At 60.6% G+C, this 24,245-nt stretch carries 25 protein-coding genes; 4 read left to right on the top strand and 21 right to left on the bottom strand.

Annotation, left to right across the window (positions count from 1 at the left end):
* Positions 1-55 precede the first annotated feature (55 nt).
* Positions 56-1,753 carry a dihydroxy-acid dehydratase gene (gene ilvD / locus G7048_RS01455; RefSeq protein WP_166066465.1) on the top strand — a complete coding sequence of 566 codons (1,698 nt, stop codon included), beginning with the start codon at positions 56-58 and terminating at the stop codon, positions 1,751-1,753.
* Between the two features lie 275 nt (positions 1,754-2,028).
* On the opposite strand, the gene guaB is transcribed toward ilvD, so the two are convergent.
* A complete protein-coding gene (guaB, locus tag G7048_RS01460) occupies positions 2,029-3,504 on the bottom strand; it encodes an IMP dehydrogenase (RefSeq protein ID WP_166066466.1) in 1,476 nt (491 codons plus the stop codon).
* 104 nt (positions 3,505-3,608) lie between these two features.
* Here guaB and G7048_RS01465 point away from each other — a divergent pair, with 104 nt between their 5' ends.
* Positions 3,609-4,133 carry a DUF4124 domain-containing protein gene (locus G7048_RS01465; protein WP_166066467.1) on the top strand — a complete coding sequence of 175 codons (525 nt, stop codon included), beginning with the start codon at positions 3,609-3,611 and terminating at the stop codon, positions 4,131-4,133.
* Between the two features lie 130 nt (positions 4,134-4,263).
* Here G7048_RS01465 and G7048_RS01470 read toward each other — a convergent pair whose 3' ends face one another.
* Both G7048_RS01470 and G7048_RS01475 read right to left on the bottom strand, forming a co-directional pair.
* Positions 4,264-4,602 (bottom strand): RnfH family protein, encoded by a 339-nt coding sequence (locus G7048_RS01470; RefSeq protein ID WP_240933123.1) that lies wholly within the window; start codon positions 4,600-4,602, stop codon positions 4,264-4,266.
* Positions 4,603-4,606: 4 nt separating this feature from the next.
* Positions 4,607-5,047 (bottom strand): type II toxin-antitoxin system RatA family toxin, encoded by a 441-nt coding sequence (locus tag G7048_RS01475; RefSeq protein WP_166066469.1) that lies wholly within the window; start codon positions 5,045-5,047, stop codon positions 4,607-4,609.
* Positions 5,048-5,242: 195 nt separating this feature from the next.
* On the opposite strand from G7048_RS01475, the gene smpB reads away from it, so the two are divergent.
* A complete protein-coding gene (gene smpB, locus G7048_RS01480) occupies positions 5,243-5,719 on the top strand; it encodes an SsrA-binding protein SmpB (protein WP_166066470.1) in 477 nt (158 codons plus the stop codon).
* Positions 5,720-5,806: 87 nt separating this feature from the next.
* Here smpB and G7048_RS01485 read toward each other — a convergent pair whose 3' ends face one another.
* The 15 genes from G7048_RS01485 to G7048_RS01555 all read right to left on the bottom strand — a co-directional run bounded on the left by G7048_RS01485 (position 5,807) and on the right by G7048_RS01555 (position 20,249).
* Positions 5,807-6,115, bottom strand: coding sequence for an EthD family reductase (locus G7048_RS01485; RefSeq protein WP_166066471.1), 309 nt, complete (start codon positions 6,113-6,115; stop codon positions 5,807-5,809).
* 71 nt (positions 6,116-6,186) lie between these two features.
* Complete coding sequence (locus tag G7048_RS01490) at positions 6,187-7,278, bottom strand: enoyl-CoA hydratase/isomerase family protein (RefSeq protein WP_166066472.1); 1,092 nt, start codon at positions 7,276-7,278, stop codon at positions 6,187-6,189.
* A 200-nt stretch (positions 7,279-7,478) separates the two neighbouring features.
* Positions 7,479-8,135, bottom strand: coding sequence for a hypothetical protein (locus tag G7048_RS01495; RefSeq protein WP_166066473.1), 657 nt, complete (start codon positions 8,133-8,135; stop codon positions 7,479-7,481).
* On the bottom strand, positions 8,136-8,930 hold the full coding sequence (locus G7048_RS01500) for a hypothetical protein (protein WP_166066474.1): 795 nt from the start codon (positions 8,928-8,930) through the stop codon (positions 8,136-8,138).
* A gap of 56 nt (positions 8,931-8,986) precedes the next feature.
* The gene (locus G7048_RS01505) at positions 8,987-9,520 is read right to left on the bottom strand and encodes a hypothetical protein (protein ID WP_166066475.1); all 534 of its coding nucleotides are present in this window, start codon (positions 9,518-9,520) and stop codon (positions 8,987-8,989) included.
* Positions 9,517-10,158 carry a hypothetical protein gene (locus G7048_RS01510; RefSeq protein ID WP_166066476.1) on the bottom strand — a complete coding sequence of 214 codons (642 nt, stop codon included), beginning with the start codon at positions 10,156-10,158 and terminating at the stop codon, positions 9,517-9,519. Before G7048_RS01510 ends, G7048_RS01505 begins: the two co-directional genes overlap by 4 nt.
* A 33-nt stretch (positions 10,159-10,191) precedes the next feature.
* On the bottom strand, positions 10,192-10,845 hold the full coding sequence (locus G7048_RS01515; RefSeq protein ID WP_166066477.1) for a hypothetical protein: 654 nt from the start codon (positions 10,843-10,845) through the stop codon (positions 10,192-10,194).
* 119 nt (positions 10,846-10,964) lie between these two features.
* A complete protein-coding gene (locus G7048_RS01520) occupies positions 10,965-13,247 on the bottom strand; it encodes an SdrD B-like domain-containing protein (protein WP_166066478.1) in 2,283 nt (760 codons plus the stop codon).
* Positions 13,248-13,692: 445 nt separating this feature from the next.
* Positions 13,693-14,655 (bottom strand): Bug family tripartite tricarboxylate transporter substrate binding protein, encoded by a 963-nt coding sequence (locus tag G7048_RS01525; protein ID WP_371747692.1) that lies wholly within the window; start codon positions 14,653-14,655, stop codon positions 13,693-13,695.
* 96 nt (positions 14,656-14,751) lie between these two features.
* Positions 14,752-15,240, bottom strand: coding sequence for a MaoC family dehydratase (locus tag G7048_RS01530; RefSeq protein ID WP_166066480.1), 489 nt, complete (start codon positions 15,238-15,240; stop codon positions 14,752-14,754).
* Positions 15,241-15,243: 3 nt separating this feature from the next.
* On the bottom strand, positions 15,244-16,449 hold the full coding sequence (locus tag G7048_RS01535; RefSeq protein ID WP_166066481.1) for a CaiB/BaiF CoA-transferase family protein: 1,206 nt from the start codon (positions 16,447-16,449) through the stop codon (positions 15,244-15,246).
* 129 nt (positions 16,450-16,578) lie between these two features.
* A complete protein-coding gene (locus tag G7048_RS01540) occupies positions 16,579-17,688 on the bottom strand; it encodes an ABC transporter substrate-binding protein (protein ID WP_166070729.1) in 1,110 nt (369 codons plus the stop codon).
* 214 nt (positions 17,689-17,902) lie between these two features.
* Positions 17,903-19,105 carry an ammonium transporter gene (locus G7048_RS01545; RefSeq protein ID WP_166066482.1) on the bottom strand — a complete coding sequence of 401 codons (1,203 nt, stop codon included), beginning with the start codon at positions 19,103-19,105 and terminating at the stop codon, positions 17,903-17,905.
* 208 nt (positions 19,106-19,313) lie between these two features.
* Positions 19,314-19,901 (bottom strand): substrate binding domain-containing protein, encoded by a 588-nt coding sequence (locus G7048_RS01550; RefSeq protein ID WP_240933124.1) that lies wholly within the window; start codon positions 19,899-19,901, stop codon positions 19,314-19,316.
* Positions 19,902-19,958: 57 nt separating this feature from the next.
* Positions 19,959-20,249, bottom strand: a complete 291-nt coding sequence (locus G7048_RS01555) for a LysR family transcriptional regulator (RefSeq protein ID WP_166066483.1) — start codon at positions 20,247-20,249, stop codon at positions 19,959-19,961.
* Positions 20,250-20,385: 136 nt separating this feature from the next.
* Here G7048_RS01555 and G7048_RS01560 point away from each other — a divergent pair, with 136 nt between their 5' ends.
* Positions 20,386-20,973, top strand: coding sequence for an NAD(P)H-dependent oxidoreductase (locus G7048_RS01560; protein WP_166066484.1), 588 nt, complete (start codon positions 20,386-20,388; stop codon positions 20,971-20,973).
* A gap of 85 nt (positions 20,974-21,058) precedes the next feature.
* Here G7048_RS01560 and typA read toward each other — a convergent pair whose 3' ends face one another.
* Genes typA through rbfA form a run of 3 tightly spaced genes read right to left on the bottom strand, consistent with a single transcriptional unit; the run spans position 21,059 to position 24,233 of the window.
* Positions 21,059-22,882 (bottom strand): translational GTPase TypA, encoded by a 1,824-nt coding sequence (typA, locus tag G7048_RS01565; RefSeq protein ID WP_166066485.1) that lies wholly within the window; start codon positions 22,880-22,882, stop codon positions 21,059-21,061.
* Entirely contained in the window at positions 22,879-23,862 is a 984-nt protein-coding gene (gene truB / locus G7048_RS01570; RefSeq protein WP_166066486.1) for a tRNA pseudouridine(55) synthase TruB, read from the bottom strand. Before truB ends, typA begins: the two co-directional genes overlap by 4 nt.
* A 2-nt stretch (positions 23,863-23,864) precedes the next feature.
* Entirely contained in the window at positions 23,865-24,233 is a 369-nt protein-coding gene (rbfA, locus tag G7048_RS01575) for a 30S ribosome-binding factor RbfA (RefSeq protein WP_166066487.1), read from the bottom strand.
* Positions 24,234-24,245 lie beyond the last annotated feature (12 nt).

Consider the following 24,245-nt stretch of genomic DNA (forward strand, 5'->3'; position numbering starts at 1 on the left):
GGATGGCCCAGCCCATAATTTGTTCACCCACAACGACAGAAAAGCGAGACAAGCCATGGACATCAAACCCATCCAGATCAACCGCCGCAGTGCCAACATCACCGAAGGCAAGGCGCGCGCCGCCAACCGCTCCATGTACTACGGCATGGGCTACAAGGAAGACGACTTCAAGAAGCCCATGGTCGGCGTGGCCAACGGTCACAGCACCATCACGCCGTGCAACTCGGGGCTGCAGAAGCTTGCCGATGCAGCGATTGCGGGCATCGAGGAAGCAGGCGGCAACGCGCAGGTGTTCGGCACGCCGACCATCTCGGACGGCATGTCCATGGGCACCGAAGGCATGAAATATTCGCTGGTGAGCCGCGAGGTGATCAGCGACTGCATCGAGACCTGCGTGGGCGGCCAGTGGATGGACGGCGTGCTCGTCGTCGGTGGCTGCGACAAGAACATGCCCGGCGGCATGATGGGCATGCTGCGCGCCAACGTGCCCGCGATCTATGTGTATGGCGGCACCATCCTGCCGGGCAAGTGGAAGGGACGCGATCTCAACATCGTGAGCGTGTTCGAGGCCGTGGGCGAAAACGCCGCAGGCAAGATCAGCGATCAGGAACTCAAGGACATCGAGCAGCACGCCATCCCCGGCACCGGCTCGTGCGGCGGCATGTACACGGCCAACACCATGTCGAGCGCATTCGAGGCGCTGGGCATGAGCCTGCCCTACTCCTCCACCATGGCCAACCCGCATGACGAAAAGGCCAACTCGGCCAAGGAATCGGCCAAGGTGCTGATCGAAGCCATCAAGAAAGACTTGAAGCCGCGCGACATCGTCACGCGCAAGGCCATCGAGAACGCGGTCTCGGTGATCATGGCCACGGGCGGCTCGACCAACGCCGTGCTGCACTTTCTGGCGATGGCGCACGCGGCGGAAGTGGAATGGTCCATCGACGATTTCGAGCGCATCCGCAAGCAGGTTCCGGTGCTGTGCGACCTGAAGCCCAGCGGCAAATACCTGGCCGTCGATCTGCACAACGCGGGCGGCATTCCGCAGGTCATGAAGATTCTGCTGAACGCCGGTCTGCTGCATGGTGACTGCATCACCATCACCGGCAAGACCATCGCCGAAACGCTGGCCGATGTGCCCGATGTACCGCCCAACACCGACGTGATCCGCACCATCGACAAGGCGCTCTACAAGCAAGGCCACCTCGCCATCCTCAAAGGCAACCTGAGCCCCGAAGGCGCAGTCGCCAAGATCACCGGCTTGAAGAACCCGGTCATCACCGGCCCGGCGCGCGTGTTCGACGACGAACAATCCGCCCTCGCCGCGATTCTGGACGGCAAGATCAAGGCAGGCGACGTGATGGTGCTTCGCTACCTTGGCCCCAAGGGCGGCCCCGGCATGCCCGAAATGCTCGCCCCCACCGGCGCACTGATCGGCGCAGGTCTGGGCGAAAGCGTGGGCCTGATCACCGACGGCCGATTCTCCGGCGGCACCTGGGGCATGGTCGTAGGCCACGTCGCACCCGAAGCCGCCGCAGGCGGCAACATCGCACTGGTGCACGAAGGCGACTCCATCACCATCGACGCGCACAAATTGCAGCTCGAACTCAACGTGCCCGACGCCGAACTCGCAACCCGCCGTGCAGCATGGAAAGCCCCCGCCCCCCGCTATACAAGAGGCGTGCAAGCGAAGTTCGCGTTCAATGCATCGAGCGCCAGCTCCGGCGCAGTGCTAGACAAGTTCGACAACTGAACCGTATTGGATTGGATTGGGGGTATTGGACTTCAACAAACCAACTCAGCAGCGTGCAGAGCGTTTGAACAAAACACCCCAATGGTGAGATAGGCCCTCAGGCTAGGCGTGCCGACGCAGACAGTACTTTGGTACGGCAAGGAGGCACAACGACGCATGAGGGCCTATATCGCCACCTCAAAACGAAGACTGCCAACACACGAACAAACGCCCAAAACGAACAAAGGGCCTAGCCCACAAAGGACCAGACCCCTTCAAACCAATCAAATCAAAGATCAGTCAGCGCGGTAGTTGGGCGCTTCTTTGGTGATTTGAACATCGTGCACGTGGGACTCGCGAATACCGGCGGACGTGATCTCCACAAACTCCGCCTTGTCGTTCATGTCCTGAATCGTGCCGCAACCGCAGTAACCCATCGCAGCACGCACACCACCCGCCATCTGGAAGATGATGGCGATGACCGAGCCCTTGTAGGGCACGCGGCCTTCGATGCCTTCCGGCACGAGCTTGTCGGCGTTCGGGTTGCCGGTGGTGGCTTCCTGGAAGTAGCGGTCGGCCGAGCCTTGCTGCATCGCGCCGATGGAGCCCATGCCGCGGTAGCTCTTGTACGAGCGGCCTTGGTACAGGATCACTTCGCCCGGAGCTTCTTCGGTGCCCGCAAACATGCCGCCCATCATGATGGTGGATGCGCCAGCAGCCAGTGCCTTGGCGATGTCGCCGGAGTAGCGAACGCCGCCGTCGGCGATCAGTGGAACGCCGGTGCCAGCCAGTGCTTGAGCCACGCTGTCGATGGCCATGATCTGGGGAACGCCCACACCGGCCACGATACGGGTGGTGCAGATGGAGCCCGGGCCGATACCGACCTTGACCGCATCAGCGCCCGCCTCGACCAGTGCCAGAGCCGCAGCGCCGGTGGCGATGTTGCCGCCGATCACGTCGACTTGCGGATAATTTTCCTTGACCCAGCGAACGCGGTCGATCACGCCCTTGCTGTGGCCGTGAGCCGTGTCCACCACGATGGCGTCCACACCCGCCTTGACCAGAGCAGCCACACGCTCTTCGGTGCCAGCGCCCACGCCAACTGCAGCGGCCACGCGCAGGCGACCAGCGGAGTCACGCGCTGCGTTGGGGAAGCTGGTTTGCTTGTTGATGTCCTTGACGGTGATGAGGCCCTTGAGCTCGAACGCGTCGTTCACGACGAGGATGCGCTCCAGCTTGTGCTTGTTCAGCAGGACCTTGGCCTGTGCGGGCGTGGTGCCGTCTTTTTCGTTCACGGTGATCAGGCGCTCGCGGGGCGTCATGATCTCTTTGACTCGCACGTCGTAGCGGGTTTCGAAGCGCACATCACGGCTGGTGACAATGCCGACGACCTTGCCGCCATCGACCACCGGGAAGCCCGAAATGCCACGCTCTTCGGAGAGCTGCAGCACTTGCAGAACGGTGTGTTCAGGGGTGATTACCACGGGGTCGTGCACCACGCCGGATTCGTGGCGCTTGACCTTCGAAACCTCGGCAGCCTGCTCTTGGGCAGTCATGTTCTTGTGAACGACGCCAATGCCGCCTTCCTGAGCGATGGCAATGGCCAGGCGCGCTTCAGTCACCGTGTCCATGGCAGCGGACACGAGAGGCAGGTTCAGGGTGATGTTGCGTGTGAAACGCGTTGCGAGAGAAGTGTCCTTGGGCAGGACTTGGGAGAATGCGGGCACCAGCAACACATCGTCGAAGGTGAGCGCTTTACCGAGGAGGCGCATCTGAAAGCTCCAAAAAAACGATTGTACCCGCCGGGTAACATTTCTGCAGAAAGCAGGGAAAAAGCGCTTTGATCCCCCCTGCTGTCACCGCTACACTTGACGAGATGAAACCTCACAAGCTTCTTTTGTTGATCCTCGCCAGCACATGGGCGCTGGGAGCGTCTGCGCAATGGCAATGGCTGGACAAGGACGGCCGCAAGGTCTTCAGTGACCGTCCGCCGCCACTGGAAGTGCCGCAAAAGAACATTCTCAAGCAGCCAGGTTACGGCAAGGCGTCAAGCCAACCCGTTCCGGCACAAGCCCCCGCAGCAGCCACCACCGCCGCGCCAGCCAGCGCTGCCGCCAGCGCATCGGCTGCGCCGCAGGTGTCCGGCAAGGACAAGAAACTGGAAGAAGCCAAGGCCAAGGCCGACGCGGAAGAAGCTTCCAAAAAGAAGGCTGAAGAAGAACGCATTGCCAAGGTGAAGGCCGACAACTGTGCCCGTGCCCGCAAGTCGCAAACCTCGCTGACCTCGGGTGGCCTGATCGGCACCGTGAACGACAAGGGCGAACGCGGCTTCATGGATGACGCCACGCGTGAGGCCGAACTCAAGCGCGCTCAGGGCGTGATCGCCTCGGACTGTAGCTAACGACCCACATTCGATGGCTGTTTATAGATTTTTCAAACTCAGTTTGCAAAATTCATAAAACACAGCAATCACTCACAAAAAAACCAGATCCGATGATCTGGCTTTTTGCTTTTCAGGCGAGCCGCGTGATTCAGTAACCGGCCTTGGCCCCGTCGCGGCGCTTGGAAAACAACCCCGCCCCACGGCTGCCCTGACTGGCAAAACGCTCGCGGCGCGCCACCTTGGGGTCCACCTTGAGCGCGCGGCACCATTCCACGCGGTCCAGATCATGCAGACGGCGTTGCAGGGCGGCCGACTTGCCCCAGATGCTGGCGGCATATTTGCCATCAGCGGCATCCGCCACGTTCAGCCCGCAGGCCTTGAGTGCATCCTGCACGCTCGCGCCCGCTGGCAAGGTGATTTCCCACTCCCGTGTCTGCCCGGCTTGGGCCGAGGTCACGACGGTGATGTGCAGATCAGCTATAGCCATGGCCTTAGCCATAGACCTTTTCGGCGCGCGCGATGAACGCGTCCACCATCGAGCCCGCGATCTTGTCGAACACCGGGCCGACGATGGCGGCCAGCGCCATGCTGTCGAAGCCGTAGCTCAGTTGCAGCTCCACCTTGCAGGCGCGCTGCGAGCCGTCACCCACGGGATGGAAATACCAGTCGCCCTCCAGCTTGGAGAACGGCCCCTTCACCAGACGCATGCCCACGCGGTGGTTAAGTTCATGCGTGTTGCGGGTGATGAAGGACTTGTGGAATCCGCCCAGCGACATGCCGACCTCGGCGGTCATGCCCTCGTCGTCCACTTCCAGCACCTTGGTCGAATCGCACCACGGAAGAAACTCCGGGTACTTGGCCACATCGGTGACGAGCTTGAACATTTCCTCTGGGCTGTACCAGATCAGGACGGACTTGTTGACTGTTTTCATGAAAATTGCACGGGCCTGCTGGCTTGGAAGCTGGCAGGCGAATCAGCTCATCGCACTGAATACCGGGGGCATTCGGCACAAGGAACTAAAATCAGGGATTGCGAGACGACAACCCGTTATTGTAGAGAGAGCTTATTCCCTCAGGTTGTAGCTGGAAGGACTTTGAATCTTCCCAATGGGCCGCATCTAATCACCATGGCAACAAAAAAACCAGAAACATCGTCGCGCATTGCTGACAACAAGAAAGCCGCCTTCAATTACTTCTTCGAAGAACGCCACGAGGCAGGCATGGTCCTGCACGGCTGGGAAGTGAAGGCGCTGCGCGAAGGCAAGGTACAGCTGACCGACGGCTACGTGATCATCAAGGACGGCGAGCTGTTCCTGATCGGCTGCCAGATCAACCCGCTCAGAACCGCGTCCACCCACGTGAGCCCCGACGCTGCGCGCATCAAGAAGCTGCTGCTGCACAAGGAAGAAATCAAGCGCCTGATCGGCAAGGTCGAGCAAAAGGGCTACACGCTCGTGCCCATCAACCTGCACTGGAAGAACGGCATCGCCAAGTGCGAGATCGCGCTCGCCAAGGGCAAGGCCGAGCACGACAAGCGCGACGTGATCAAGGACCGCGAAGGCAAGCGCGAGGTGGAGCGCGCGATGAAGAGCCGCCATCGCTGAGCGTCGAATCTTTTTCGCTCCAGCAAACAGAAACAGCTCCTTTTCGGGAGCTGTTTTGCTTTGGGGATCGAACTCGAACAAGCGCGATCAACGCACCTTCGAAATCTGCGTCAGCGGTTTGATGTTCGTGTACTTCGGCACATCACCCAGAATTTCCGCCGCATGCGGCCCGAAGGCTGCATAGAACGCGTCGACCGAATCGAAGTACAGATGCACCGCCGCCACGAACGGCGAGGCGCTGCCCGGAAGACCACCGCCCACGCCCTCGTCCACCTCGGCCTTGCGCAGCGCGGGGCCGAACAGGCGCTCGCACATCGGAATGTGCTTGGTGAGGTAGTAGTCCATGTCGAACGTGCTGCCCTCGGCGCGAGGGTAGAGAATCGAAACCTTGGTCATGGCGGTGTCTCCTGGGAAGTGCTTAAGGTGCCAAATGCCGAATCAACAGATCAGTGGTCGGAAAAGCCTCATCAAGCCAGTGCGGCCAGCGGATGCGAATGCGCGGGCCATGGGCTCTTGAAGAAGGCCTCGACCACGTCGCGCTTCACGTCCTCGACGCGCTCGGGATTCCACTTCGGGCTGTGGTCCTTGTCCACCGCCAGCGCGCGAATGCCTTCGATGGTTTCGCTCTGGCCGGGACGCAGGAAGAAGCAGTGACGCACCATGTCGCGCTCCATGCGCAGGTCTTCGGCCAGCGTCATGCCGCGCGCGCGGCGGATCTGCTCCAGCACCACTTCCAGCATCAGCGGCGAACGCTTGCGCAGCGCGGCAGCCGTCTTCTGGCACCACTCGTCGCCGTCCTTTTCGAGCGCCTGAACGATCTCGACCGCGGTCGGCAGCGCGAAATACTTCTCGATGTGCGTGAGGTTGCCGATGGCACCCTCACCCGCAGCCACGTACTGCGATGCGATGAACTTCTGCACGGCAGCGCCGTCGGCAAACTTCTCGGTGCCCAGTTGTTCCCACACGCCCGCCTGCTTGTCGGATGGCATGAAGCCATCGGCCAGATTGGCTGCAATGGCGGAAGCACCGTTGATGGTGTCGCCGGTCAGCGCCAGCCATTCGCCCACACGGCCGGGGCAACGCGAGAGGAAGTAGCCGCCGCCCACGTCAGGGAACAGGCCGATGATGGTTTCGGGCATGGCCATCTTGGTGCGCTCGGTCACGATGCGCGCCGTGCCGCCCTGGCTGATGCCCATGCCGCCGCCCATCACGATGCCGTCCATGAACGCGATGTAGGGCTTGCCCAGCGTGTGGATCAGGTGATTGAGCGCGTATTCTTCGGTGAAGAAGTCTTCGATTTCCGGATTGCCCGTGCTGCCCGCCTTGTGCAGAAAGCGGATATCGCCACCCGCGCAGAACGCGCCAAACGCGCCTTCCTTGCCATTGCCGCGAATCGCCACGGCCAGCACCTTTTCATCCTTCTGCCATTGGAGCAGCACGTCCAGCAGATCACGCACCATGCCCAGCGACAGCGCGTTCAGCGCCTTGGCGCGATTGAGAGTGATAAAGCCCACCTGACCACGAACTTCGGCCAGAACTTCCGCCGTCATCTCCGTCATTGTTTTTGTCCTTCCTTGCAAGCCAGTGCTTGTCTGCAGCTTTTGAGTGAGAAACGGACCGGATAAAGCGACCCGCTGAGAAGCGAACGCCAGACGCGGGAGCGCCCGACGCACAACTTGCAAGAATAGCGCAAATGGATGACTCACCGCAGCACGACAGCGTGCCACTGCGGTATCCAAAACAGACAGAAGCCCAGCTTCTACAAGGTGGTGGCGGTGTAGGTCAGCACATTGCCGAACGTGCCAGCATTCACAGTCGTGGGCGTGAACGCGGGTACATAGGTGAAGGTACCCGTGAGATTGCTCATCATTGGCAGCGCACTGCTGGTGCTGCCATTGCATCCGGCGACACTGCCTCCGGGATGCTGGACTGTTCCCGTGCCACCGCTGGTCACAGTGATATCACTGCGACCGGGCACACCCGCTGTCGTGCTCCCGACGGACAAGGCCGTGGCACCGCTCAGCGCGCTCACGCTGCAGGTGAGCAAGGTACCGCTCATGTTCGTGAAGGCCGCCACCTGCAATACGCCCGCTGTGGTGGTGGGATTGGTAGTCGCCGTGTTCACCACCAACGAAGGGGCAATGGAGCCGGAGTAGGCCTGACTGTTTCCCGCAGTACGGGTCGGATTGAAATCTACTGAAAAATTCACGTCACTGACCGACGTGTCCGCATTTCCTACCCTCAGCGAGACGTACTTGCCCACGGTGATGCTGAAGTTCAGTTGCACACTCGCTGTGATGGTTCCATTGTTGCCAGAGACAACCTGTTGGGCCGCCTGCCCGCCACAGCCGAGCAGTGCCATCAGCCCACCCAGTCCGATGCGCAACCAGCGTGCACGCAAGGCCGTCTGATTCATTTAACGAAACTCCGCGTTGATCTTGAAGCTGCCGTTTTCCCAATCGAGTGTTCCACTCGCCTTCACAGGGAGAGTCACCTTGGGCTCGGACGTACCGGAAAGCGCTCGTGGCTTGAGCATGATGTTCCGGGTCTGCCCCGGCAGTATCGGGGTGCCGTCCGGCACCAATTCGAAGCTCAGACCGGAAGCATCTTTCGCATCCAACGCCCCATCCAGTCGCCCGTGTGCCGTACCCGTGTTCGTCACGGTCACGGACGCCAGAGATTCCTGATCTTTCTGCAGCGTACTTGTGTGCGACATCGACAGCACGGGCTGTGCACCATTGATGGACACGTAGACCGCCACAGCCAAGCGTCCATTCACAGGCAAGGCAAGGCTGGCACCGCCCGACTGCACCATGGCCTGATACGCGGGCTTCACACCTTCGATGGCAAGCATCACGCGGCACTCGGTCACTCCGGCATCTGCAGGCACATCGATCTGGAAACGAAACGACGCCTTGCTGCGCGCATCGATCCTGACCGTCTTGCGCTCCAGCGTGAACCACGGACGGCAACTGCCGGGGCGCAGCTCGTCAAAGAATTTGAGTTCGCCCTTCTCCGAATATTCCCAGTCCAGCGTCCTCACGGAAAGCTCCGTGGGCTGTCCATCCTGATTGAAGATTTCCAGCGTCTGTCCCAGACGACCACCACTCTTGGCCGAGATTTCGAAGCGCGATGGAGACACGCCCACATCGAAGGCACCCGCATGTGCCAGCACCGGACTCAGCACCGCAGCAAACGTCAGCGTGGACAAGCTGCACAGCCTGCGCAGATGGGGGAAACAATAGGAAAGAATAGGATTCAAAACGGTCATGGTCCGACCTCGATTTCAAAAAAACACTCAAGGGAAATTCCCTTGGACGCCTGCACATTCATTTCGCGCAGGGCAAACTCCATGCGAAGCGCGATCGCCTCGCTCATGAAGGCATCACGCACCCATCCGCTCCATACCTGTACCTTGTCACCAGGACGCCCGCTACCGGAGGCGAAGTTGCCTTCGGAACGCCAACTCACTTGCAGTCCTTGTGGCGAACGCAAGCCGATGACTGCGGGGGGAATGACGAAGTAAATCCGTGCATGGCGACCCACATAAGGGGCTGTGGCCAGTCTGTATTCGATGCGCCCAAAATCCACAATGCCGCGCTGCGCGACAGGAGCGCCGGGCACATATTGATTCACTGGATAGCCATACTCGGACACCATGTTCGGCGCTTGCACCAGCGCGCGCGGCGATGCCGAATCATCGAGCCGGGTTCCCGCCAACACCGTGCTGCGGCCAAGTGCCGCAACCAACGCCAGCGCCGCAAGGCTGGCCATCATCGACGATGCAAGGGTCTTGTTCATGGCAGGCTGGTGGTGTAGGTCACGGTGCCCGTATAGGTGCCTGCCGGATAGGCCACGGTGTTGGTGTAGTAGAAGTTCATCGTCGACGCCACCTCGGCAGTGCCTCCTGCATTGATCAGGCTGAAGTTCAACAGCGTCTGTGTTCCGCCTCCGCTGACAAAGACACCGCTTTGCAAATCGTAGGCCGCGTAGGTGCCCGACGGCGCGGGAGACACGGTCCAGCCTATGGACGAGAACGGAATGGAATAGCCGCTGCAGTTCCCTGTCGAACAGGTCAACGCGGCAGGAGAAGTCACCGTCGTCGTCATCGGCTGCGGAATGTTGAACAACGGAACCTGCATGTACATGCGAAACGTGACGCCCGTTCCGGTCGCAGCAATCGACGTTGCGTTGCCGCTGACGGGAGCCGCATACGCCTGCGAATTTCCGACCGTAGCCCCTTGCACATTGAACTGCACGGTATCGACTCCGGCGGTAGCTCCCACGCGCAGTGTCAGCGTGCGTGTTCCGAGATAACCAGTGGTCAAGGTAACGACCGCCCCTGCCTGTTCGGCAAGGGCTGCGAGAACCAGGAAGACAGCCAAAGCCACGCACCTGCGCGCCGCGCTCGGGTGATGAAGTTGCAAGTACTTGCTCATGCTGTACATCCCGGTTGCTCGCAAACCTGTCACTTACAGCGTCGTGGCCGTGTAGGTCACGATGTTGCCATAGGTGCCAGAGTTGATACCCGTGGCCGTGAAGGTCGCGCTGTAGGTGAAGGTTCCGGCCAGCGCGTTCAGTGCAGCGATCGGGCTGTTCGCCGTGCCGTTGCATTGGGTCAGAGAACCGCCGGGGTGTGCAGGCGTTGTACCCACTACAGTGATGTCGTCCGTTCCCGGCACGCCGGCAGCTGTTGCACCTGCAGCGAATGGGGTTGCTCCGGGCAGTGCCGTCAGGGCGCATGTCAGCTTCGCGCCACCGACCACATTGGTCCACGCGCCTGTCGCCAGAACACCGGCTGTGGTGGTGGGGAATGTGGTGGCCACGGTCGTGCCCAGAGATGGAGCAATGCTGCCGCTGTATGGCAGCGAATTGTTTGGAGCACCAGTCACTGCAGGCGTCACCGCCACAGTGAAGTTCACATCGCTGACCGATGTATCCGCGTTGCCGACGCGCAGGATCACGATCTTGGGCACGGTCACGCGCACGTTGACGCGTGCGGTCGCGCTGGCTGGTGTGGAACCCGGATTCTGGATACCGATGGTTTGCTCGGCTTGGGCAAACGTGGCCACCAGTGCCAATGCGGCACCGATGATGAGGGACGGCTTGTTGTAATGCTTACGCATGATTTTTTCCTTGATGATGAAGATTTGCATGTACTCACTGGGTGTCTGCAAGCAATGCAATGCCGTGACAACCCTCTTTGAAGCACGCCACAGTGGCGCACCATTTCTCGTGCTTGGCATCACTCACCTCCTCCCACCCGGATGACCGGGAGACGGACGTTCGCGACACCTCGCAAGGGAACCTCTACGCTGGCGCTGCGTGCAGGTGCGGGCCCCCAAGGCAGGGGCACGCTCTCTGCGCGCAACGACAGTTGATGACCGCCTGTGGCGACCATCGGAAATTCGAATTGACCGGACGCATCGGTCATGACGCGATAGCGGCCATCCAGGATGACTTCGACATTGGCCACGCCGCTCTCGCCAGCTTGCTGCTCACCGTCGTTGTTGGCATCCATGTACACAACGCCGCGCACCGTGCCGCCACCAGCGGCTGAGCCTTCACGCTGCCCGGCCACACTCAGCGCCCGGCCCTTGCTGCCATCCCAGCGCAAGTAGACATAGGCCGACTTCTCGTTGGTGCGGGTCATCAGCGCATTGGGCAGACCCGCAATGTTCTGCATCTGCATACGTGCCTGATTCAGATTGACGGAGGCACCCAGATGCCACCCATTGCCCAGCGTCGCTTCCGAATTGACGCTGCCGGACAGGCCCCGGCTGGTGAACAGATTGCTCGAACGCGATGTGTAGCGCAGCGTGCCCGAGATGTTCCAGGTGGAGTTGATCCAATAGCGTCCGAGCAGTCCAGCCGTGGGATAGGTCTGGGCGTTGCCGCCACTGCGGTCGCGTGCATAGCCCAGCGTGCTGGTCAACTCCGGGCGCATGGTTTCGTACTTGCCGGTGATCCAGTCCTGTTCCCACTGAATTTCTTCACCCGTGGCGGTCGCATCATTGGTGACAAGCGCCTGATTGCGCCAGACATTCAGCCGCCAGCGTGTGGGCGCCCAATCGAAATACCGCGTCTGGTAGAACGCATTGGCCTGCAGGCTGCGCTGCCCGTCGGTCAGCACGTTCTGTGACGCATCGAAACGGCGCTGGCTATTCCAGTTGGCACTGGCACCCACCACATCATTGCGGTTGATGCGGTATTGGGCATTGCCATAGACACCCCACTGCCTGGAGTTCTGGCGATTGCTTTCCTTGTCCGGGTTGTACAGCACGGCGTCCACGCCTAACCCCCAGGACAGCCGAGCGGTGTTGCCATCCATGCGCCAGTAGGCGCCCCGGTTGTCCGAGGAGATAAGGTTGTCGCCAAAGCGCAGATTGGGGTCCGCCTGATAGAGCCCGAACTCATGGCGCAGTCCCGCCAGGCGCACGCTGGCCTCCAGAAATGCACCATCCGCACGATTGTTGCGCCCTGCAATGTTCGCGCCCGTCTGGCTGTGCATCCACGTCAGCCGCCAGCGATAGTCGCCATCCTTCACCGGATCGGCACCGAAGCCAATGGCCGCCGCCATGGAGGACACGCTTTCGACCGACTGGGGCAGACGGTAGTCGGTGTAGTAGGAGGAAAGACTGTAGAGGTTCTGAGGCACCTGGCTAGCCTGACTGAGCTGGAGCCCACCATAGATGCCGTTGGCCAGGCGCTTTGTGGCCCCCAACCACGAGAGTGTTCCACCAAAGCTTTCGAATCCGGGGTAAGGCCCCCCAATCAATCGCCCACGGTCGCCCACGCCAGCGGTGACGTCAAAATCCGACCCGTAGAGGCGCGTGCCTGCGCCACGCACCACGCTGCTGCCAAGGAACAAACGATAGTTGCGTCGCAGCGCTTCCGTGGTGTCCGCATACTGATCGCCCAAAGCGGAATCGGCAAACACGCCAGCCGTGACCGGCAAGCCATAGTTGCGCAGCGTCAAGCGAGCGCTGCTGCGCTGAACGGCATAGCCGAGCACGCCGCCATTGAACCCCTCGTCACCATTGCGAAAGCGCCCTTCTGCCTGAAGATTCCATTCGCCGTAGTTCAAGGTTTGCTGCGTGAAATAGACCCGCTGCCCGAATTCGTTGGCTCGGTTGTGCAGTCCGCCAGAACCGTTGTAGCTGGAGAAGCCGTAGCGGGACTCCATGCCAAACGTGCGCAAACCCAGTCCGTCGTCGCTCATCTGAGCCGACGCATCGGATGACTCCAGCTCGGACAATGCACTCGCGTCCATCACCTTGTCCTCATAGGCTGCAGGCTGTGCTTCCATCTGCTTGCGCACCCGCTGTCGCTCAGCCTGCAGCGGCGTCAGCGACTCGATCTGCGCAACCGTCTGACCAACCCTTGAAGGCTCCGCCGCTGCACGTGGAGCAAATCCCGTCCCGAAACCGGCAACCAGCAACGCCAATGCCTGACAGCCCGGGGCCGCCAGCGTGCACAGGCGCTTTTGCTGTGCGAGAGGGGAAAGAACCAGAGAAAAAATTTTCAACCTCGATCAACGTGATTGCTGCTCAATCACTCAAAAATGATAGTTAAATACGATTGGATCAAATACTAAACCAGAAGTGAGCAATCGTGTAATAGATTGCAAAAATATTTCTTTTTGTGAATTTCGTAAGCTGGAAGAATTCCACTCACGCTGTCAGACAAGATGCCGCAAGGGCTCCACACGCAACAACGAAAAAATTGACTCAAGTCAATTCACGAATAACGCACGGTCGTGCGAAACGGATGACGGAGTTACAACTAAATTTGCGTGCATTGCAGCAATTTCGCAAGTGCAAGCGCGGCAGGGCAATGAAAAAATGCGCCACGAAGGCGCATGAAAATAGTCAACCTCTATTTTTTGTGAGCACCGGGGAAAGCGCCTGCCTGCATCTCCCCGCTCATCCCGCATCGTGAAGTCAGGCCCGCGCCAAGGCGGGCCAGAACATTCAATCCAGCGACACACCAGTGCTCTTGACCACCGAATCCCAGCGCGCGATTTCCTTCTTGATGTACGCGCCGTACTCCGCAGGCGTGGAGCCCAGCGGTTCGGTGCTTTGGATCGCGAGCTTCTTGAGCACTTCGGGGTCTTTGAGCGCCTTGTTGATGGCGGCGTTCAGCTTGTCGACCACTTCCTTGGGCGTCTTGGCCGGAACCATCACGCCTTGCCACGCGCCCGACTCGTAACCCGTCATGCCGCTTTCGGCGAGCGTCGGGGCTTGCGGGAAATTGGGCAGTCGCTTGGACGTGGACACCGCCAGCAGCTTGAGCTTGCCGTCCTTGATGAAGGCAGAGACGGAGTTGATGGTGTCGGTCAGAAAGTCGATCTGCCCCGCGACCAGATCCACGTCGGCTGGGGCGCTGCCCTTGTACGGCACATGGGTGGCCTCGATCCCGTAGTGCTGCACCAGTTGAAACGCCGCGAGATGCGTGACATTGCCGTTGCCTGCCGAGCCGTAGGAGAGCTTGCCTTTTTGGTCCTTGGCGTACTTCACGAACTCGGCCACCGAGTTGACCGGCGCCTTGGGGTTGACGACCAGCGCCAGCGGCACGACGGCGGTGAGCGCGACCGGAGCCAGCTCGGTGTTCACGTTGTAGCTGAGCTTTTTGTACAGCGCCGGGCTGAGCGCGATCGACGAAGTGTTGTAGAGCACCGTGTAGCCATCGGCCGCCGCCTTGGCGACGAAGGCGTTGCCTATATTGCCGTTCGCGCCGGGTTTGTTGTCCACGATGACGGACTGACCCAGTTGCTCGCCCACGTTCTGCGCCAGCACGCGGGCAACCATGTCGGTGGGGCCTCCGGGCGGGAACGGCACGACCAGCGTGATCGGCTTGCTGGGCCAGGTGTCGGCATGGGCAGCCATGGGCATGGCGGCGCAGGTGGCGAGTCCCAGCATGGCCAGTTGCAGCATGTGGCGACGTGGAAGGTTCTGGTGATTCGTGTGGTCCGTGTGTTTGGGCATGTTGCTTGTCTCCTTGATTGGTCGTGATGGAAAGTCGGTAGGTGCTCAGCGCCCCGCCAGCAATCGCACGGCGGTGTATTCCATGACGACTTCGCGCCGCTGGTTGTAGACGGTGATCTTCGATGTGACGACCGCGCGGTTGTTCTTGCTGGTCGGGCGGATGTCGGTGACTTCGACCAACGCCTGAATCGTGTCGCCAACGATGACAGGACCGAGGATCTTCTGGTGCAGCTCCAGCATCGCCAGCCCCGTTCCCTGAATCATCGATTGCAGGATGAAGCCTTCGATCAGCGTGTAAGTGAGCGCGCCCGGAACAGGTCGCCCCTTGATCGCGCCCTCGTCGAATTCGGCATCGATGAAGATGGCTTCGAGCATGCCGGTCACATTGATGAAGCCGACGAGATCGGCTTCGGTGATCGTGCGGCGGAAGGTGCGCCATTGCTGGCCGACCACGATGTCTTGCCAGTAGACGCCCTGCCCCATGCGCGCGATGCTGTTCAGTTGATCGGCGTTGGCGATCTGGGTGGTGGCCATGGTTCAGGTTTCCTTTTTTTGTTGGGTTTGAAGTGCGGCAATGGCGGCATCGCTCAGGCCCGCTTGCCTGAGCAGCTCCTGCGTGTGCTCGCCCAGCCGCGGCGGCATGGTGATCGGGGCCTGCGCGCCATCCATGCGCACGGAGGAACGTGGAAAGCGCAGCTTGCCCATGGCCGCATCGCTCAGCGACACAAAGAAATCCGTCGCCTGCAGATGCGCATCGCTCATCAGGTCATCGAGCCGCGCCACCGCCGCTGCGGGAATCTCCAATCGCTCGCACACTTCCAGCCAGTGCGCGGTGTCGCGCTGCTTCACAAAACTGCCGAGCAGGTCAAGCAGTTGATCGATATGGCGCGTGCGCGCGGCCTGATTGGCAAAGCGCTCATCGCTTGCGATGGCGGGCTGACCCACCGATTCGAAGAAGCGCTGCCAATGCTGATCGGTGTACGGCATCATGCAGACATAGCCGTCCAGCGTCTTGTACGGCCTGCGCGATTTGGCCATCACGCGCGGATAACCGGGCGGACTTTGCGGCGGGTTGAAATGCTGGCCGTAGAAATGCTCGACGAGGTTGAAACCCACCATGGTTTCGTACATCGGCACCTCAACAAAACAGCCCTCGCCCGTGCGCTCGCGCTGGAACAAGGCGGCCAGAATCGCATGCGCTCCCACCAGCCCGCAGGTCTTGTCAGCGGCGATGGTCGGCAGATAGCGCGCTTCGCCGATCTGCCGGTCCATCAGATCGGCCAACCCGCTCATGCCCTGAATCACATCGTCGTAGGCCGGCATGCCCGCGTAAGGCCCTGCCTCGCCAAAGCCATGCATGCCCACGTAGATAAGACGCGGAAACTTCGCGCGCAGCGTGTCCTTGTCGAGCCCGAGTTTCGCGAGCTTCTGCGGACGCATGCTGTGCATGAACACGTCGGCGGTAGCGATCAGCGCCTGCAACGCTTCCTGCGCATTCGGCTGCTTGAGATCGAGCATCACGCTTTTCTTGCTGCGGTTGCTGCCGAGAAACATCGCGGCCATGCCCTTTTCCACGGCGGGGCCGGTGTGGCGCGTGGAATCACCCGTTGGCGGTTCAATCTTGATGACCTCGGCCCCGTAGTCAGCCAGCACCTGGCTGCTCATCGGACCGAAGATCACACTGGAAAGGTCGAGCACGCGCACGCCGGCCAAGGGGCCCTGGTACGCCAAAGAGGTCTGCATCAGCACTGTCTCCTGAATCTAGTAGTGCGTGTTGTCAGACCTATGTTCGATACCTTTCTCGTTATTGTCCAATTCGATTTGGTGTGATCTCGATACTTTTTCAATATCAGGCAGCACGCTGCAGACTGGTCACCGCCTGAACTGCCCGTTCGCATCGATGATGGACAGGTCCACAAAGCTCAGACCCGTACGGTCGTTCGGCCCGTAGCCCACTTCCAGCCCGCCCAGATCGAAGTGATTCATGCCCGACAGCGCCGCCACTACCTTCTCGCGCGTGGGCTTGGGGCCCGCGCGGCGCAGGCCTTCGACCAGCACCTTGGCCGATGCAAAGCCTTCCATCACCGAAGGCGAGATCGTCACCCCGCCATCGGCCTTGGCCAGCGCCGCGGCCTCGCGGTTGATGGCATAGCCCATGGAGCGCTCGTTGGGAAACACCTGCGTCACGATCACACCGCGCACGGCCTCGCCCAACTGCTTGGCGAAGCCTGAAGAAGCGTTGTTCGACACCGTGACGACCTGCATCGCCGAGCCCGCTTTGCGCAGCGCCTTGACACCGTCGCTCACCGCCACGCTGGAGCCAATCCAGATCACGGCCTGTGCGTTTTCCTTGATGAGCTGCGGCACGATCGCTGCGTAATCGGGCTTGCTGCGATCAGCCTTGATGACCGTGACGGGCTCCAGCTTGGTCTGCTTGAAACCCTTCATCGCGCCCGCCAGACAGTCTTCGCCAAAGCTGTCGTCCACATGCACCATGGCAATGCGGTTCAGGCCCAGCGTGTGCAGATGCTCGACGGCCTTTTCGGTTTCGGCCTGATAGCTGGAGCGCACGTTGAACACCAGCGGATTGACCGGCTGGTGAAACACCATCGCCCCGGTGGATGGCGCGACGAGCGCAATGTTGTACTTGGCGAGCAACGGCAGAATGGCCTGCGTGTGCGGTGTGGCGCGGCTCATGAACAGCGCAACCACGTTGTCCTGCTCGATCAGGCGCTGCGCGTTCTCGCCCGCGAGCTTGGGCTCGAACTTGTCATCCAGCGTGATCAGCTTGATCTTTTCGCCGTTCACACCGCCCTTGGCATTCACGCTGTTCAGATACAAATTCACGCCCTGCAGCGTCTCCCCCACACTGGCCGCCACCGGGCCGGTCACCGCCGTGGTCTGACCGATCAGAATGTCGGCCCAAGCGGGTGTTGCGCCAAGCAAAGCGAGCAAAACCGCCATGGGAAAACAGCCACGCATAGGCCTGCGTGAGAGGTAACGCTGCATCATGTCTCCTTTGTGTTCAGACAGCCGCTGATGCCCCGGGTAGGTGCATCGCCCGCGAAGCATATCCTCACATCTGGAGACAATCAGCAGGGTTTACGATGTGCATTCTTACAACCCAAGTGCATCAACGAACTGGGCTATAAATGCCAGCTTCCGACATCGCAAAGCCCCTTTGGCAGATACAGTCTTACCAGTTGCCTTCGCGCTCGGGTGACGAGGTGATGCGGTGGATCGACAGGTCGGCACCATCGAATTCCTCCTCTTGCGTCAGGCGCAGCCCCACGGTTTTCTTGAGCACGCCATAGACCACAAAGCCACCGGCAAGCGCCCAGGCCACCCCCATCAGCGTGCCGATGAGCTGCGCGCCCAAATGCACCCCGCCCAACCCGCCAAAGGCCTTGGCTCCGAAGATGCCCGCCGCGATGCCACCCCACGCGCCGCACAACCCATGCAGTGGCCAGACACCCAGCACGTCATCGATCTTCAGCTTGTTCTGCGTGAGCGTGAACATGTAGACGAACAGCACGCCAGCCACGGCGCCCACGACCAGCGCACCAATGGGGTGCATCAGGTCGGAGCCCGCGCACACCGCCACCAGCCCCGCCAACGGACCGTTGTGCACAAAGCCGGGGTCGTTCTTGCCCATCACCAAAGCCGCCAGCGTGCCGCCCACCATGGCCATCAGCGAATTCACGGCCACCAGACCGGAAATCTTGTCCAGCGTCTGCGCACTCATCACGTTGAAACCGAACCAGCCCACCGTGAGAATCCACGCGCCCAGCGCCAGAAACGGAATGCTCGACGGCGGCGTCGCAGCAATGCCGCCATCACGGCGGTAGCGATTGCGGCGCGCGCCCAGCAGCCACACGGCACCCAGCGCAATCCAGCCACCCACAGCGTGCACCACCACGCTGCCCGCGAAGTCATGGAACTCCACGCCCGTCAGCGACTTGATCCACGCCTGCACGCCAAAGTGCCCGTTCCATGCGATCCCTTCGAAGAACGGATACACGAACCCAACAATCACGGCCGTGGCGATCAGTTGTGGCCAAAACTTGGCCCGCTCCGCAATGCCGCCCGAAATGATCGCCGGAATGGCCGCCGCAAACGTCAGCAGAAAGAAGAACTTGACCAGCGCATAGCCGTTGTTCTGCGCCAGCTGCTCGGCCCCCACAAAGAACCCCGTGCCATAGGCCACCGCATACCCCACCGCGAAATACACCACGGTGGAAACCGAAAAATCGACCAGGATCTTGACCAGTGCATTGACCTGATTCTTGCCCCGAACGGTGCCCAGCTCCAGAAATGCAAACCCCGCATGCATGGCCAGAACCATGACCGCGCCCATCAAAATGAACAAGGCATCCGCGCCCTGTTTAAGTGCATCCATCTCACACTCCAGCTCAAATTTGGTACTTGTTGGTGCGAACTTGCGTTCGAGATACGCAACGCACTGCAATCAAGCAAAAAATGCGCCAAAGCGGGGCCATCATCTATACAGCCATCCAAACCAGTGCAATATTCCTATCGACAAGCCGATTCATGCACCTTGATCGAGCTTTGGCGACAAAAGGGAACCGCACCAAATTGGTGCGATATCACCCCTTCCATGCCGCCCATTGCGCCACGCTGCTTTCAAGCACTTCCAGAAAGAGCCGCACGCGCAACGGCAACTCCCGCTGTCCATACACGACATACACGGATTTGTAGGGCGGCATTCTGACATCGGGGAGCAGTTGCACCAGCCGCCCCGACACCAGATCCTCATGCGCCAGAAAGCGCGACATGCAGCCCCAACCGATGCCCGCGAGCGTGGCCTGCAGCAGCGCCTCTGTGTTGTTGCACCAGAAGACGATCTGCATGGGCGATGCGCGCAGTGATCCCGTGTCGTCGAGATGCTCCAATTGCGCGAACCGCAAGCCCTCGGCGGCGTATGACACCGCTGGCAACGCCGTCAAATCCGAGAGGCTGTTGATCAAACTGTGTCGCTTGAGGAATTCCGGCGATGCAGCCAGACACACGTGATTGGTGCACAGCTTGCGCGCGATGCCCCAGGAGTCGGTTGGTTCACCAATGCGCACGGCCAGATCGAAGCCTTCGGCGGTGAGGTCGGTGCGGCGATTGTCGAGTTCGAGGTCGATGGTCACTTGCGGATACAGCCGCTGATACTGAAGCAGCGCGGGCATCACGCAGCGACTGCCAAAGTGCGTGGACGACGTGATGCGCAGCAGCCCGCGCGCCTCCTACTGCGTGTCGTCGGCGATCTGCTGCACCTCGTCGAGCAAGGACTGCAGCTTGCGGGCGCGCACTGCAATCGCACTGCCCGCCTCCGTCAACGACAGCGACCGCGTGCTGCGCCTGAGCAGGCGCACGCCCAAAGCTTTTTCGAGCGCTGCCACACGCCGCGAGAGCACGGAGCGATCGACCAGCAAACGATCTGCCGCCGCCTGAAAACTCCCTGCATCGGCCACCGCCAGAAAACGCAGCAGGTCTTCTGGATCGAGCGAAACGGAATCATGAGCGAGTGGTGACATGAAGACGCCTTCCAGCAGAGGCAGGGCCAGAGAACTCGTGCAATTACAGCACGAATGAATTGCCAACCCGCGTCTGTTTCGATGGGCCAGCGACTTCTAGACTGCCTGCACTGCAATCACTTTCAGGATCTTTCGCATGAATACCGTCGTCAATCTGTTTCACCCGCATCTTGAACAATCCCGTGTCAATCGTGCATGGGGAGAACGACTTGCGAGCGAGTCATCGATCACCGTACGCAGGCTATACGAACTCTATCCAGACGGGAAAATCAATGTCGCACTGGAGCAAGCCGTGCTGGAAGCGCATGACCGGATCGTGTTCCAGCACCCGCTGCGCTGGTACTCGGTGCCGCCATTGATGAAGCAGTGGCTCGATGATGTGCTCACCTACGGCTGGGCTTATGGCTCGACCGGCAAGGCGCTGCACGGCAAGGAATGGCTGAGTTGCATCTCGACCGGCGGGCCTGCCGACTCCTATCAGGCAGGTGCCTACAACCACTATGCGATGAGCGAAATCCTCAAGCCGCTGCAGCAGACGGCCAATCTGATCGGCATGACCTACCTGCCGCCGTTCATCTTGCACGGTGCGGACAGCGCATCGCCTGCGCAGATTCAAGGCTCTGCTGAGACCATGCTGGCCCATGTGCTCGATGCGCGGCTGAATCCACAACTGAAGCTCGCCGCGTTGCTGGCAGAGATCGACGCGGAAACCTCAGCTGCCTGATCCCCCGAATCTGGACGCAAAAAAGCGCAGGCTCTTGCGAGCTGCGCTTTTCTTGGCAGAAGCATGCATAGCATGCAGCCCATGATCAGTCGCGCGAGGCGCGCTTGCGATCGTGTTCCTTCAGGTGACGCTTGCGCAGACGCACCGACTTCGGTGTGATTTCTGCCAGCTCGTCGTCTTCGATGAACTCCACACCGTATTCCAGCGTGAGGTCGATCGGAGGCGTGATCTTGATCGCGTCTTCCTTGCCGGACACGCGGAAGTTGGTGAGCTGCTTGGTACGCGTGGCGTTCACCACCAGGTCGTTGTCGCGGTTGTGGATACCGACGATCATGCCTTCGTACACGGGATCGCCCGCCTTCACGAACATGCGGCCACGGTCGTCGAGCTTGCCCAGGGCGTAGGTGAAGATTTCACCGTCGTCCATGGAGATCAGCACGCCGTTCTTGCGACCGCCGATGTCGCCCTTGTGTGGCTCGTAGCTGTCGAAGATGTTGGAGATCAGGCCGGAACCGCGTGTCAGGTTCAGGAATTCGTTGGTGAAGCCGATCAGGCCACGTGCAGGAATGCGGTATTCCAGACGGACGCGACCGCGGCCATCGGGTTCCATGTTCACGAGTTCGCCCTTGCGCTCGCCCAGTGCCTGCATCACGCCGCCTTGGTGACCTTCTTCCAGGTCGGCGGTCACGAGTTCGATTGGCTCGCACTTTTCGCCGTTGATTTCGCGGAACACGACGCGTGGCTTGGACACGGCCAGTTCGTAGCCTTCGCGGCGCATTTCTTCCAGCAGAATGGTCAAGTGCAGTTCACCGCGACCAGCCACTTCAAAGATACCGTCTTCGTCGGTTTCCTTGACGCGCAGGGCCACGTTGGAGCGCAGTTCCTTTTGCAGACGATCCCAGATCTGGCGGCTGGTCACGAACTTGCCTTCACGACCTGCCAGTGGCGAGGTGTTCACGCAGAAGTTCATGGTCAGCGTAGGCTCGTCGATCTTGAGCATCGGCAGCGGCTGTGGGTTCGAAGGATCGGTCAGCGTTTCGCCGATACCGACGTTTTCGATACCGTTGACCAGCACGATGTCGCTAGGACCGGCTTCGCTCACCTTGACGCGCTCCAGACCCTGGAACTTCAGCACTTCGTTGACGCGACCCTTGTAGGTTGCGCCATCGGGGCCGGCCATGACCAGCACGTCCTGACCGGGCTTCAAAGTACCGGCGTTGATGCGGCCCACGCCGATACGACCCACGAAGGTGGAGTAGTCGAGCGCGGAAATCTGCATTTGCAGCGGAGCGGATGCGTCCCCCTTGACGGCAGGCACGTGCTTGAGGATGGTGTCGAACAGGGCCGACATGTCGGGACCCCATTGTTCGCCAGCAGGGCCTTCTTCAAGCGAAGTCCAGCCGTTGATGCCGGAGGCGTACACCACGGGGAAGTCGAGCTGCTCGTCGGTCGCGCCGAGCTTGTCGAACAGGTCGAAAGCCGCGTTCACGACGTAGTCTGGACGAGCACCTGGCTTGTCGACCTTGTTCACCACCACGATGGGCTTCAGACCCAGCGCCAGCGCCTTCTTCGTCACGAAGCGCGTTTGGGGCATGGGGCCTTCTTGCGCGTCGATCAGCAGCACCACGCCGTCGACCATCGACAGAGCACGCTCCACTTCACCACCGAAGTCCGCGTGACCGGGTGTGTCGAGAATGTTGATGTGGGTGTCGTTCCAGCTGACCGCGCAGTTCTTGGCCAGAATCGTGATGCCGCGCTCACGTTCGATGGCGTTGTTGTCCATGACGGTGTCGACGACTTTTTCGTGCTCGGCGAATGTGCCGGACTGACGCAGCAGCTGGTCAACCATGGTGGTCTTGCCGTGGTCAACGTGCGCGATGATCGCAATGTTGCGGATTTGAGTGCTCATAGCGTGGTTTCCAAAGTGCCGCGTTCAACCCGCGGCGAGTTTCCCAGAATTTGTTGAATTTCAATCGGGCTGAGAAGGCGGTCTGGTACCAACTCTCCTCCCGTAACGTGACCTACTCCCAGCAGCGCGCGTGGCTCTTCGCCAAACACCGCCACGGCATCCGCATCGGGCCAATCGCCACGACGGCGCAGACCCGACAGAAAACGCCCGGCATTTTCGCTATCGAGCGTGACAGTTGTGTGCTTGTTCAAAAGTGTCTCGACCGGATGCACATGCTGCATGCGTTTGTCTTCGGGCATGGCTTCGAGATCTGCGAGCTTCACGCAGCGCTCTACTCCAATGCCGCCGGTGCCGATGCGGCGCAGCATTTTCAAGTGGCCGCCACAGCCGAGCGCTTCGCCTATGTCTTCACCCAGCGTGCGGATGTAGGTGCCCTTGGAGCAGCAGACCTTGAGATGCAGAAAGGGCTCATCGCCCTCCAGTTGCACGTCGAGCATCTCCAGCTCGTGAATCACGATATGGCGCGCGGCACGCTCGACCGTCTGGCCTTCGCGTGCATATTCATAGAGCGCCTTGCCGTCTTTCTTGAGCGCGCTGTGCATCGGAGGCACTTGCGCGATCGGGCCCATGAAGCGGTCCAGCACTTCGACGACCTGGCCCAGCGTGCATTGCACGGGGCGCGTCTGCAGCACTTCACCTTCGGCATCGGCCGTGCTCGTCGTGACGCCAAGGCGCACGATGGTCTCGTACGTCTTGTCGGCTTCGAGCTGCAGTTGGCTGAATTTGGTGGCCGCACCAAAGCACAGCGGCAAAACGCCGCTGGCGAGTGGGTCCAGAGTACCTGTGTGACCGGCTTTTTCGGCGCGCAACAACCACTTGACCTTTTGCAGGACGTCGTTGCTGGACCAACCCAGCGGCTTGTCGAGCAGCAACACCCCATGCACAGGGCGGCGCTGCACCCTTGTGCGTGGCGCGTTCATGCTCAGTCTTCCTTGGCGCGCGACGAAACAGCCTTGGCGATCAAGGCGTTCATGTCGGCCGCACGTTCGGAGGTGCGGTCGAAATGGAAGTGCAGCGTAGGCACGGTGTGGATGTGCAGACGCTTGAACAAACCGTTGCGCAGGAAACCTGCGGACTGGTTCAAGGCTTCTCCGGTCGCTTCTGCGTCGCCCACGAGCACGCTGAAGAATACCTTCGCGTGTGCGTAGTCGGGCGTCACTTCGACGCCTTGCAGGGTCACCATGCCGATGCGCGGGTCTTTCAACTCGCGGATCAGTTCAGACAGATCGCGCTGAATCTGATCCGCGACTTTGAAACCGCGGTTGGGCGTGGAGGATTTCTTCGCTGCCATGCTCTTGCTTCG

It is taken from the genome of Diaphorobacter sp. HDW4B, assembly GCF_011305535.1.
Lineage (GTDB): Bacteria > Pseudomonadota > Gammaproteobacteria > Burkholderiales > Burkholderiaceae_C > Diaphorobacter_A.